General features: G+C 65.3%; 9 protein-coding genes. 2 read left to right on the top strand and 7 right to left on the bottom strand.

From position 1 onward, the window contains the following. Positions 1-6: 6 nt before the first annotated feature. The 4 genes from AAFG07_RS10470 to deoC all read right to left on the bottom strand — a co-directional run bounded on the left by AAFG07_RS10470 (position 7) and on the right by deoC (position 4786). Positions 7-930, bottom strand: a complete 924-nt coding sequence (locus AAFG07_RS10470) for a ribokinase (protein WP_342727195.1) — start codon at positions 928-930, stop codon at positions 7-9. Between the two features lie 4 nt (positions 931-934). Beyond that, a complete protein-coding gene (locus AAFG07_RS10465; RefSeq protein ID WP_342727194.1) occupies positions 935-1390 on the bottom strand; it encodes an RbsD/FucU family protein in 456 nt (151 codons plus the stop codon). Between the two features lie 80 nt (positions 1391-1470). Further along, a complete protein-coding gene (locus tag AAFG07_RS10460) occupies positions 1471-3858 on the bottom strand; it encodes an aldehyde dehydrogenase family protein (RefSeq protein ID WP_342727193.1) in 2388 nt (795 codons plus the stop codon). A 10-nt stretch (positions 3859-3868) separates the two neighbouring features. Next, the gene (deoC, locus tag AAFG07_RS10455; protein WP_342729116.1) at positions 3869-4786 is read right to left on the bottom strand and encodes a deoxyribose-phosphate aldolase; all 918 of its coding nucleotides are present in this window, start codon (positions 4784-4786) and stop codon (positions 3869-3871) included. 348 nt (positions 4787-5134) lie between these two features. Between deoC and AAFG07_RS10450 the strand changes: the two genes are divergently transcribed. Next, complete coding sequence (locus AAFG07_RS10450; protein ID WP_342727192.1) at positions 5135-5929, top strand: DeoR/GlpR family DNA-binding transcription regulator; 795 nt, start codon at positions 5135-5137, stop codon at positions 5927-5929. A gap of 80 nt (positions 5930-6009) precedes the next feature. Here the strand turns inward: AAFG07_RS10450 and AAFG07_RS10445 are convergent, their stop codons facing one another. The 3 genes from AAFG07_RS10445 to AAFG07_RS10435 all read right to left on the bottom strand — a co-directional run bounded on the left by AAFG07_RS10445 (position 6010) and on the right by AAFG07_RS10435 (position 9799). Beyond that, a complete protein-coding gene (locus AAFG07_RS10445; RefSeq protein ID WP_342727191.1) occupies positions 6010-7161 on the bottom strand; it encodes a substrate-binding domain-containing protein in 1152 nt (383 codons plus the stop codon). A gap of 74 nt (positions 7162-7235) precedes the next feature. Next, complete coding sequence (locus AAFG07_RS10440) at positions 7236-8228, bottom strand: ABC transporter permease (protein WP_342727190.1); 993 nt, start codon at positions 8226-8228, stop codon at positions 7236-7238. Continuing rightward, positions 8225-9799 carry a sugar ABC transporter ATP-binding protein gene (locus tag AAFG07_RS10435; protein WP_342727189.1) on the bottom strand — a complete coding sequence of 525 codons (1575 nt, stop codon included), beginning with the start codon at positions 9797-9799 and terminating at the stop codon, positions 8225-8227. Before AAFG07_RS10435 ends, AAFG07_RS10440 begins: the two co-directional genes overlap by 4 nt. Before the next feature lie 269 nt (positions 9800-10068). On the opposite strand from AAFG07_RS10435, the gene AAFG07_RS10430 reads away from it, so the two are divergent. After that, positions 10069-11901, top strand: coding sequence for a PQQ-binding-like beta-propeller repeat protein (locus tag AAFG07_RS10430; RefSeq protein ID WP_342727188.1), 1833 nt, complete (start codon positions 10069-10071; stop codon positions 11899-11901). Positions 11902-12122: the final 221 nt, after the last annotated feature.

Below are 12122 nucleotides of genomic sequence, written 5' to 3'. Positions count from 1 at the left end.
GCGCGATCATCCCTTCAGCAGCGCGTCGATCTCCGCGCGCCGCGGCATCGCGGGCGCAGTGCCCGGTCGCGTCACCGAGATTCCGGCCGTGGCCGAACCGAACCGCGCAGCCTCGAGCGGATCGGCGCCATCAGCGAGCGCCGCCGCGAAGCCGCCGACGAAGGCGTCGCCCGCGCCGGTGGTTTCGACCACCTTGCCGGCGGCAAAGGGCGGCACGTGCAGCGAGCGGTCCCGCGCATGAAATAAAGCGCCGCGCTCGCCGAGCGTGATCAGCGCCGTGCCGGCGCCTTTCGCCAGCAATGCATCGCCGGCGCGGCGGGCGCCGGCGAGATCGCCCACCGCAATGCCGGTCAGCGCTTCGGCCTCGGTCTCGTTGGGGACGACATAATCGCAAAGCGCAAACAGGCCAGAGTCGAACTTGATCGCCGGCGCCGGGTTGAACACGGTGATGCTGCCGGCGGCGCGCGCGATCTCGAGCCCGCGCCGCGCCGCATCGACCGGCTGCTCGAGCTGCGTCACGAACACGCTGGAGTCGCGAATGGCGTCGGCCACCGCGTCGACATCGGCCGGACCGATCCCGCCCGCCGCACCCGGCACCACGATGATCGCGTTGTCGCCGCGCGTCTCGTGGACATAAATGAACGCAGCGCCGGTCGGCGCGTTCGCCGTCCTGGCCACGCGCGGCCGGATTCCCTCGGCCTCCCAGGTCTTGATCGCAAGCTCGCCGAAGGCGTCGCTGCCGATCCGCGAGATGAAGCTCACGCTGGCGCCGGCCCGTGCGGCCGCGACAGCCTGGTTGGATCCCTTGCCGCCGGGTCCCATCGCGAATCCCGATCCGGCGATCGTCTCGCCGATCGCCGGCATGTTGCCGGCGCGGAACGCCAGGTCGACGACGAAGACGCCGAGGACGGCGACGCCATGCTTGCTCATGTCGTCACTCCCCGTCCGGCGCAATCACGCCCTTGCTGAACAGGAAGCAGCCGTAGAAGCGCCGCTCGCCGGTGGCGATCACGCAATAGGCCGTCTTGGCCTTCTCGTAGAAGGCATGGCGCTCGACACCGACCAGCGGCCAGGATCGTCCTTCTGCGCGATCGATCGCAGCCTGCACCTCACGCTGCACGGGCGGCACTTCCTGGGCCTGGCCGACGATCTCCATGCGGATCGCGGCATCGTCGACGAATGTATCGAGCGGCATCACCGAGAGAACGGCTTCGACCGCCTGGGCGGCGCTCACATTGTCGATGCGCAGCAGCCGGCCAAGCACGGTCTGGCGCGCGATTGAGTCGGCCGGAAAATTGGTATCGCACACCACCAGCCGGTCACCGTGCCCCATCGCCCGCAGGGCATAGAGCACGTCGGCATTGAGCAGTGGATTGATGCCCTTGAGCATGTTGCGTCCCTCCCTCGTCGTCAAACTAGCCGAACTCTGACGGTCCGGACCCCGATCGATATCACCGCAAGGTGACATCCCTAGTCGCCATACGGAATCCAGATGTTCTTCACCTGCACGGCATGGCGGAGCAGGATCGGGCCCTCGCTCGCGGCCTTGTCGTACCAGTCGATCGCGAGGCCATGATCGACGAGCGTCCGCTTGAGATTGCCGATCGAGTACCGTTCGGCCGCCACCGAGGCATCCTGCGATCCGAACGCCCAGAGCGCGTCGACATCGTCGTGCTCGGCAAGGACCTTGACCAGCTCGCCGCGGTCACCAGTGACGATGTTGACCACGCCGCCCGGCACGTCCGACGTCTCGAGCACCTGGTAGAAATCGGTCGCGGCGAGCGGATGCCGCTCGCTCGGCACCGCGACGACCCGGTTGCCCATCGCCACCAGCGGCGCGACCAGACTGATGAAAGCGAGTAGCGGCGCCTCGTCGGGACAAGCGACACCAACCACGCCGATCGGCTCATGCATCGCCAGCGCCACGCCGCGCAGCGGTGGCGCGTGGATGGATCCCTCGAATTTATCGGCCCAGGCGCCATAGCTGAACAGCCGCTCGATGCTCGCATCGACCTCGTTGCGCGCCTTTGCTGCCGAGACGCCGGTCATGTCGGCGATGCGCCGCGCGAACTCGTCGCCGCGCGCGGAAAGGTTTTCGGCAAGATAGTAGAGGATCTGGGCGCGATTATGCACCGTCGCCCGCGCCCAGCCCTCGGCGGAGCGCGCCGCGGCCACCGCATTGCGGATATCCTTGCGATTGCCCTCACCGGCTTCGCCGAGACGGCGGCCCTTCGGCGAGAGCACTGCGCGTGAATAATTGCCGTCCGGGCGCACCTGCTTGCCGCCGACGAACAGTTTCGCCGTTCGATCGATCGGCGGCACGTCGAATCCGGCGCTCGTACCGGTCGCCGTCGGCAGCGGCGATGCCTTGGCGCGGGCCTTACGCCCGCTCCAGGCCTTCGGCTTGAGATATTCATACATGCCTTCACGGCCGCCCTCGCGGCCGAAGCCGGACTCGCGATAACCGCCGAAGCCGACGCTGGCGTCGAACAGATTGGTCGCATTGACCCAAACCACGCCGGCCAGGAGTTTCGGCGCGATGTCGAGCGCGAGCCCGATCGTCTCGCTCCACACGCTGGCGGCAAGGCCGTAACGCGTGTTGTTGGCGAGCATCACGGCCTCGTCCGGTGTGCGGAACGTCATCGCCACCAGGACAGGGCCGAATATCTCTTCGGTCGCAACCGTCGAGGACGGATGGACGTTCCAGAGCAGGGTCGGCGGATAGAAACAGCCTTCCGTCGGCATCGCACCGGACGCCTGATATTTCTCGGCGCCTTCCTTCACCCCGGTCTCGACCAGCGACTTGATCCGCTCGAGCTGCACCGGCGCGACCACCGCGCCCATGTCGATCGCCTTGTCGAGCGGCATGCCGACGCGAAGCGTCTCCATGCGGCGGATCAGGCGCCTGCGGAAGGTCTCCGCAATCCCCTCCTGCAAAAGCAGCCGCGAGCCCGCGCAACAGACCTGGCCCTGGTTGAACCAGATCGCGTCAACCACGCCTTCCACCGCGCCATCGAGATCGGCATCGTCGAACACGATGAACGGCGATTTGCCGCCAAGCTCCAGCGTCAGCGATTTTCCGGTCCCTGCGGTCGACTGGCGGATCAGGCGCCCGACCTCGGTCGAGCCCGTGAAGGCGATCTTGTCGACACCGGGATTTTCGACCAGCAAAGCACCGGTGGCACCGTCACCGGTGACGACGTTCAGCACGCCCGGCGGCAAGCCGGCTTCGGCCGAAAGCTCGGCGAACAGCAGCGCGGTGAGCGAGGTGAACTCCGCCGGCTTCAGCACCACCGTGTTGCCCGCGGCGAGTGCCGGCGCGATCTTCCAGGCCAGCATCAGCAGCGGGAAATTCCACGGGATGATCTGCCCGATCACGCCAATCGGCACCTGATCGGCGAATTCGCGGTCCTGCAACTGCGCCCAGCCGGCGTGATAGAGGAAATGGCGCGCGGCGAGCGGCACGTCGAGATCGCGGGTTTCCCGGATCGGCTTGCCATTGTCGATCGCCTCCAGCACGGCAAACAGCCGGGCGTGACGCTGCAGCATGCGCGCCAACGCATAGAGATGACGCGCGCGGCCATGGCCGCCAAGCTTTGCCCAGGCGACCTGCGCGGTGCGCGCGGCGTTAACCGCCGCCTCGACATCGGCGGCAGAGCCCTGCGCGATGCGCGCCAGCACCTTGCCGGTGGCAGGCTCGCTTGTCGTGAGGTGTTTGCCCGCATGCGGCGCGACAAACTTGCCGGCGATGAAATGCCCGAACGTGGCGCCATGCCGCGCCAGCCAGGCGCGCGCCTCGCCGTCCGCCTCGGGCGCGGGGCCATACTCCATGGTCTCGAAATAATTGGCGACGCTCATCGCTGGAGTCTCATCCCACGGGGTGGCGGTTGAAAGCCGAGTAGTGGCCGGTCACGTGATGCTCGAGCTGCCGCTCGATGTCGGCGAGCAAGCTGGAGGCGCCAATGCGGAACAGATCCGGCTCGAGCCAGTCGCGGCCCAGTTCCTCCTTCATCAGGAACTGATAGTTGAGCACGTCCTTTGCCGTCGAGATTCCGCCGGCCGGCTTGAAGCCGATCTTGTAGCCGGTGCGCTCCTGATAGAGCCGGATCATCCGCAGCATCGCCAGCGTCACCGGCAGCGTCGCGTTGACGCCTTCCTTGCCGGTCGAGGTCTTGATGAAGTCGGCACCGGCCATCATGCAGACCATCGAGGCCTTGGCGACATTGCGCAGCGTCTTGAGGTCGCCCGTGGCCAGGATCGTCTTCAGATGCGCGTTGTCGCAGACCGCACGGAAATCCCGGACCTCGGCGTAAAGCGCCCGCCAATCGCCGGTCAGCACGTGCTCACGCGTGATGACGATGTCGATTTCCTGCGCGCCATTCCGGACCGACGCCTCGATCTCCTTCAGCTTCAGCTCATGCGGCACGAGGCCTGCGGGAAACCCGGTCGAGACCGCGGCGACCGGGATGCCGGATCCATCGAGCGCTTCGACAGCGGTGCCGACGAACCGATCGTAGACACAGACCGCTCCGGTATGCAGCTCGCGCCCGGCAAAGCCGAGCTGCTCGAGAAGGTCGCCGCGCACGGGCGCCTTGGCCTTGGCGCAGAGCCGTTTCACCCGTTCGGCCGTATCGTCGCCGCTGAGCGTGGTCAGGTCGATGCAGGTGACCGCCTTGAGCAGCCACCCCGCCTGTGCGTCCTTCTTCACGGTTCGTCGGCCTGGCAGGCTCGCGACCCGCCGTTCGGCGGCCGACAGGTTGATCCTGATGTCGTCGACCCAATCCATCTCGAGCGCGCGGCCGCTGTTGCGCGGCTGCTGATGCGGATGCTCGCCGCCCGGGGAAGGCGGCAGCGCGGCCAACGGGGACGGATTCTGGATGAAGACGCTCTGCGTCATGGAAACGCCTTGCGGTCCTAGCGAATCGACGAGGTGGCCAGATAGATTGAATGTGTCGATCGCAACATGTGATCCTCCCCTGATCTTGCCGCCGGGTTGCCGCCTGCCGAGGACGATATCGTCTCGACACCGGATCAGCCCGTCGGACCGGATGTTATTATTGTAACAAATCGACGTTGATAAACTCACAACATTGTAAGATCATTGTCAATCGGATAAGCAAGCTCGGCGATCAAAATGGCTGAAACCTCCAACGCACGACCAAGCGAGACACGCGTCCAGCGCCTGCAGAGGCTGCGCCGCGCGGTCGAATCGAGTGGTGCGCTGCACCTGAAGGACGCCGCCGAGCTCCTTAAGGTTTCCGAAATGACGGTGCGGCGCGACCTTGCTGGTCCGGAGGCCGCCCTCGCTTTGCTCGGCGGCTACGTCGTCAATGCCGCGTCGCCGACCGGCATCAAGTACACGTTCGAGCAGGAGATCGACCAGCACACCCAGGACAAGCGCCTAGCCTGCCGGGCTGCCGCCGCCTCCATCAACGAAGGCGATACGATCTTCATCGACTGCGGCACCACGATGCAGTCGCTGGCGGACTGCCTGCCCGAGGATTTGCAGCTCTCGGTGATCTGCTATTCGATGAACGTGGCGTCGATCGTGACGCGCCGGCCGGGCACGCAGGTGATGCTGATGGGCGGGCTTTATCATCCCTCCTCGCAGTCCTTTGCGTCGGACGACGGGCTGTCCTATCTGCGGCGGCTTGGGATCAACAAGGCCTTCATCTCCGCCGGCGGCGTGCACTGGACCCGCGGCGCGAGCTGCTCGAATTTTCACGAGGTCGCCGTCAAGCAGGCCGTCATCGAGACCGCGATGGAGAACACCCTGGTGATCGACGCGAGCAAGCTCGGCAGTCTGAAGTCGGCATTCTTCTCCGATATCGGCGCGTTCTCGCGGATCATCGTCGGCGGCGCGGCGTCATCGGAGATGCGCAAGCACTTCCGCAGCCTTCCTGTCGAGTACGTGACCAGCGCAACCTGATCCGAGCGGGGGCTGGCACGCCCGGATCAGGCTGCTCACGATGCGCGGGCTCGCGGGACCACGCATCGAACTTCTGCGGCTCAGTTGCAGGCCGGCTTCGCCTTGTTGCAGGCGTCGGTCAGTTCCGGCGGCGGCTCCTTCTTGAACACCGTCTTGTAGGATTCCAGCACGTTCGACTGCGTCACCGGCAGCGACTGCACGCCGATCCAGCCGGGCGTTTCCTTGCCAAGCAGCGCGTTCATCATCGCCATCGCTTCCGCGACGCCTTGATCGTAGGGGCGCTGCGAGCCGGTCGCCTTCAAAGGACCGCCCTTGGCGATCTCGATCGCCGATTGCAAGCCGAGATCGACGGTCGTGACCGGAATGTCGATGCTCTGCGCGCGCATCGAGCTCAGCGTGTCAAGCGCCGGCTGATCCCAGACCGCGAACAGGCCCTTGATATCAGGATTGCCGGTGAGGAAGTCACCTGCGATCTGCGACACCTTCGGCGGATCGGTGAAGTCGACCTGCTTCATCTTGATGTCGGGACGGTTCTTCTGCATCCATTCGCGGACACCCTTGGTGCGCTCGTTCGTGCTGAAATAGTCGACGCCGAAATTGACAAGGCCGATGGTGCCGCCCTGCGGCATGCAAGAGGCCAGGATCTGGGCCGCGATCTGGCCGTTGCCCTGGCTGTCCGCCGAGATCATCGACGCATATTCTTCCGGATGCTTGAGGCCGGTCGGGATGCTGTCCATCAGCACAAGCTTGATGCCGGCCTTCGCGATCTTCTTGTAGGTCGGCGCGGTCGCCGTGAAATCGACCGGGATCGAGATGATGCCGTCCGGGTGCTGCTGGATGGTGTTCTCGATGTCGGCGATCTGCTTGTCGACCTGATATTCGGCGGATGCGACGCCGGTCACCGTCACGCCGTACTTCTTCAGCGTGTCGGTGATGCCCTGGATCTGCAGTTGCGCCCAGTCGAGGTTGACGGTCTGCATGGAGATGCCGACCTTGAAGTGCTTCTCCTTGATCTTGGCGGCGTCCGCGTCCGACAGCGCGAGCACCTCGGGCGAAGCGGCCTTTTCGCCGTGCGGTCCCTGACCGACGATTGATTTCGGTCCAAGCGTCGCGAGATCGACGCCCTTGACGCAGCTTGCCGGCACTTCGGCGCGGGCCGAGGGGGCGATCGAAATGGCCGTCGCCGCAATCAGCGCGGTCAGCGGCAGGGTTTGTCGCAAGATTGGCTTCATTGTTTCCTCCCTTTTTTGGTCGCCGATTGACCGGAGGCCGGCGACCTTGCCCCTACAATTTTCCGGATCGTGCTCTAGCGTTTCGTGAAGGCGACCGCGGCCACGATGATCGCCCCCTTGATGACGAGCTGCATTGGCGAGCTAACGCCGAGCAGCACGAGGCCGTTGTTGAGCGTGCCGATGATGAGGCTGCCAAACAGCGTCCCCAGGATGTAGCCGCGCCCGCCGAACAGGCTGCAGCCACCGAGGATCACGGCGGCGATGACGTCGAGCTCCATCCCCTGCACGACGTCGGGCCGCGCGGCATGTGAGCGCGCGGACAGCACCAGCGCCGCAAGCCCGGCCAGCGCGCCGGTCAGCACAAAGGCCGCCGTCGTCACCCATTTGGTGTTGATGCCGGAATAAAGCGCCGCGGTCGGATTGCCACCGACCGCATAGATGCGACGGCCGAACACGTTGTAGTGCAGCAGCAGGATGCCGACGATCATCGCCACCAGCGTCCAGGCAATGGGAACGGGTATGCCCAGGAACGTGCCTTCGCCGAAGATCGCGAAATAAGTCTCGTTGGTGATGATGACCGGCTTGGTGTTGGTCACCATCATCGCAAGTCCCCGCGCCATGCTCAGCGAGCCGAGCGTCACCAGGAAGGACGGGATCGAAAGCTGCGTGGTCAGGATGCCGTTGAGCAACCCGACCAGCGCACCGGTGCCGAGCCCGGCAACGGCGCCGACGATCCAGCTGTTGCTGATCTGGCTCATAGCGAGCGCCGCGGCCATGCCCGACAGCGCCAATGTCGATGCGACCGACAGGTCGATCTGGCGTGCGATGATCACGAAGGTCATGCCGACCGCGATGATCGACACCAGCGTCGTCTGGCGTCCGATGTTGAGGAAATTGTCCAGCGACAGGAACCAGGGCGAGGACAGGCTGAACACGACCAGCAGGACGACGAAGGCGATGTACAGCATGTAGGGCCGCTCGCCGCGCAGCAGGTTCTGCAGCAGCTTACGGCGACGATCGGTTCGGGTCGACGCGGCGACGACATTGGGCGCGGTCAGTTCGGTCATGCGGGCAGCTCTTGCAATAGGCCTTGTCCGGAGGCCTGGTACATCTGCAGGAGATGGTGGAGCTCTTCGGCGTCATCGATCTCGCCGCGCGCGAGCGTTCGCGCGACGCGTCCATCAACGATCACGGAGATGCGGTCGCAGAGCTCGATCAGTTCGACGAGATCCGAGGAGACGATCAGGACGCCGCTGCCGTCGCGGGCGGCATTGCGGATCACGCCGTAGATTTCCTCGCGTGCGCCGACGTCGACGCCGACCGTCGGTTCGTCCAGCAGCAGCACGCGCGGCCGCGGATCATTCCATTTTCCGAACACGACCTTCTGCTGGTTGCCGCCGGACAGTGTCCTGACCAGGCTGGAAGCGCCTTGCGCTTTCACCGAAAGCCGCGCGACCGCGGCGTCCGCGCGCCGGGCGGCGGCGCGTTGCTGCATGAAGCCCCAGCGCGAGAAATGCGGAATCCGCGGCAAGGTGATGTTGCGTTCGATCGAATGATCGAGCACCAGGCCCTGCACGTGCCGATCCTCCGGCACCAGCGCGACGCCCTGCTCGATCGCATCGGCCGCGCTGTTCGGCAGCCACGGCCGGCCCTCGATCTCGAGCGTGCCGCGCTCGGCGGGCCGAAGTCCGAAGATCGTCTCCAGAATCTCGGTGCGCCCGCTGCCGATCAATCCGGCAAGGCCGTGAATCTCCCCCTTCATCACCGACAAGTCAACCGCCGCCAGCCGGTCATTCGACACACCCGACAGCGACAGAACCGGCGATGAATCGAACGAACGCGTTGCCGCGGGCGCGGCACGCGATGCTGCCGGCGCCGATCGATCGGTGCCGATGATGGCGTTGACAAGCCGCTTCATGTCGGTATCGGCGGTGACAAACGTGCCCGCGTTGGCGCCATCGCGCAGCACCGTGACACGCTGCGAGATCTCGAACACCTCGTTGAGCCGATGGGTCACGTAGATCACGCCGACGCCGCGGCGCGTCGCCTTGCCGATCGCGTCGAACAGGATGCGGACCTCATCCGATGTCAGCGAGGACGTCGGCTCATCGAGGATCAAGAGCCGCACCTCGCCCATCAACGCCTTGGCGATCTCCGTCATCTGGCGGTAGGCGAACGGCAGCGAGCCGACCGTCGCGCGTGTATCAAGGGGAATGCCGAGCTCACCCAGGAATGCTTCGGCTTTGGCCATCAGCTCGCGCTTCCGGACAAAGCCGAACCGCGCGCGCGGCTCGCGGCCGAGCAATAGATTGTCGGCGACGCTCAGCGATTCGACGAGGCTGAGGTCCTGATAGACGACGGCGATCCCCGCTTCGCGCGATCTTGCCGGGTTGTCGAACATCACTGGCCTGCCGGCGATCTCGATCGTGCCGCTGTCGGCGGCATGAACGCCGCTGAGGATCTTGATCAGTGTGGATTTTCCGGCGCCGTTCTCGCCCAGCAGCGCATGCACCTCGCCGGAGAGGACCTCGAGGTTGACGTCGCGCAGCGCGCGCACGCCGCCAAAGCGCTTGTTGATGCCACCGACCGTCAAAAGCGAGGCCGACGGCTGAGGCCCTGCCGCGATCGAACCGGACAATTCCATTTTCCTCCCATCGCCGCGCGGAACGCTGATGCGATGATGACATCTTGTTATTTTTGCAACTTATTGTGTTATAATTCTATCACATCGGGCGGCCTGTCAATGGGAGATCGCGCCGTCTGGCGCTCGAATTGGGGGCGGCCGGTCGCGACCTGGTCTGGCACCGCCCGATACACGCCACCGGCCTCCCCAAGCACGATGGAAGCCGGCAGGTTGTGCTACGCTTCAGTCGCTCATCTCATCAAAGCCAACGTCGGTGAACCATGATGAAACTGAGTGCCGCGATTGCCGTCGTCCTGATCTGGTCTTGCCTTCCTGCGACAGCGCAGCAAGGCGGCGGCGCCCTCTACGCGCAACGCTGCGCGCAGTGTCACGACAGCAGCAACAATGATATCCGCGCGCCGAGCCGCACCGCGCTGCAATCGAAGTCGTTCGATGAGGTCCTGGGTGCGATCACCACGGGCGCGATGTCATCTTTCGCGCAGGGGCTGAGCAATGACGAGCGGGCGGCCATCGCCTCGCTCGTCACTGGAAAGGTCGCCTCGCATGCCGCGGCCGAGAGTGCCGGCCAATGCGTACAGAGCGAGGCCGGTTTCCCGCAACCGATCGATGGGCCACGATGGAATGGCTGGGGCGCGGATCTCAACAACAGCCGGTTTCAGCCGGCGGCGATGGCCGGCCTCACGCCAGACCAGGTCTCCCGGTTGCGTCTGAAATGGGCCTTCGGATTCGCTGACACATCCAACGCCAACGCTCAACCGACTGTGGTCGGTGGCTTGCTTTTCGTGGGCGGCGGCGACCGCAAGGTCCACGCGCTCTACGCCAAGAGTGGATGCACCCGCTGGGTGTTTCCGACCGAGGCGCCGGTCCGGGCGGCTATCAGCGTTGCCCCGCTGGATAATGGTCGGTCCGCCGTTTTCTTTGGCGATGTGCGCGCCAACGTCTACGCCGTGAACGCTGCGACCGGTGCGCTGATCTGGAAGAGCAAGGTCGACGATCATCTGGCCGCCCGGATTACCGGTGCCGCAACCTTCCATGCCGGCGTCGTCTACGTCGGCGTCTCATCGATCGAAGAGGCCATCGGGTCCCGCCCCACCTACCAATGCTGCACGTTTCGCGGCAGCGTCGTCGCACTGAAGGCCGAAACCGGCGCGCAGATCTGGAAGGCCTACACCATCCCCGAAGCGCCGCAGGCCACGCGGACGAACGCCATCGGCACCCAGCTGTTCGGTCCGGCCGGCGCGTCGGTCTGGTCCGCGCCGACGATCGATGTTCAGCGCCAGGCGCTCTATGTCGCGACATCGAACAGCTATGCCGACCCGGCAACCGACACCAGCGATGCCATCCTCGCGTTCGATCTCGCGACCGGGCGAATGCTTTGGCATCAGCAGGCGACGCCGAAGGACAGCTTCGTCGTGGCGTGCTTCGGCACCGACCAGACCAACTGTCCGCAGGACCGCGGTCCCGACCACGACTTCGGACAATCGCCCATCCTGGTGACCCTGCATAACGGACAACGCGTGCTGGTGATCGGCCAGAAATCCGGCGTGGTGCACGCGCTCGATCCCGACCATGAGGGCAAGATCCTGTGGCAGACGCGGATCGGCCAAGGTGGCCCATTGGGAGGAACCGAGTGGGGCTCCGCCGCGGACCAGGAGCGAATTTATGTCGCCAATTCGGACGTGCGGTTCCTGAGGGACGGCTCGAGGCGTCTCAATTCAAGCGAAGGCGGCGGCCTGTTCGGACTCGATCTTGCGACCGGGAAAATCGCGATGCAGGTGGCGCCGGTTGCCTGTGGCGATCGTCCCCAATGCAGTCCCGCCCTCTCCGCGGCGATCACCCTCATTCCCGGCGTCGTCTTCTCGGGTGGCGTGAGCGGTTTCTTGCGCGCCTACGCCACCGATGATGCGCGGCTGCTTTGGGAGATCGACACCGCGCGCGACTACACCACCGTGAATGGCGTTCCGGCCCGTGGCGGCGCCATGGACGGCCCCGGCGCGGTCGTCGTCGACGGCATGCTGTATGTCAATTCCGGCTACGCGCAATGGGGCGGCCTGCCCGGCAACGTCCTGCTGGCCTTCGAGGTCGGCAACCCCTGACAAACGCAATGTCAGCATTTGCGACGGCACGTTGAGCACTACTCGCCACGGGCTATTCGTGCTTTGATGTCGGCCAGGATCGGCTGACAGGTCCGACGGGAGGCCTTCTGGTGCTTGGTGACGTGGCTACGCAACATCACGTCAGGCGGCTTTGCCCTCGCGCCCAACAATCGTCGCGCGTCAGGTTCCGAGCGGCGTCGAATCGAATCGACCGACATGGC

This window comes from Bradyrhizobium sp. B097, assembly GCF_038957035.1.
In the GTDB taxonomy this organism is placed as follows: Bacteria; Pseudomonadota; Alphaproteobacteria; order Rhizobiales; family Xanthobacteraceae; genus Bradyrhizobium.
This window is presented reverse-complemented; position numbering and strand designations above follow the sequence as displayed.

What these genes read in the sequence shown, in the direction of transcription:
- AAFG07_RS10470 (WP_342727195.1), bottom strand. Translation starts at nt 930, where the DNA reads ATGAGCAAGCATGGCGTCGCCGTCCTCGGCGTCTTCGTCGTCGACCTG.
- AAFG07_RS10465 (WP_342727194.1), bottom strand. Translation starts at nt 1,390, where the DNA reads ATGCTCAAGGGCATCAATCCACTGCTCAATGCCGACGTGCTCTATGCC.
- AAFG07_RS10460 (WP_342727193.1), bottom strand. Translation starts at nt 3,858, where the DNA reads ATGAGCGTCGCCAATTATTTCGAGACCATGGAGTATGGCCCCGCGCCC.
- deoC (WP_342729116.1), bottom strand. Translation starts at nt 4,786, where the DNA reads ATGGATTGGGTCGACGACATCAGGATCAACCTGTCGGCCGCCGAACGG.
- AAFG07_RS10450 (WP_342727192.1), top strand. Translation starts at nt 5,135, where the DNA reads ATGGCTGAAACCTCCAACGCACGACCAAGCGAGACACGCGTCCAGCGC.
- AAFG07_RS10445 (WP_342727191.1), bottom strand. Translation starts at nt 7,161, where the DNA reads ATGAAGCCAATCTTGCGACAAACCCTGCCGCTGACCGCGCTGATTGCG.
- AAFG07_RS10440 (WP_342727190.1), bottom strand. Translation starts at nt 8,228, where the DNA reads ATGACCGAACTGACCGCGCCCAATGTCGTCGCCGCGTCGACCCGAACC.
- AAFG07_RS10430 (WP_342727188.1), top strand. Translation starts at nt 10,069, where the DNA reads ATGAAACTGAGTGCCGCGATTGCCGTCGTCCTGATCTGGTCTTGCCTT.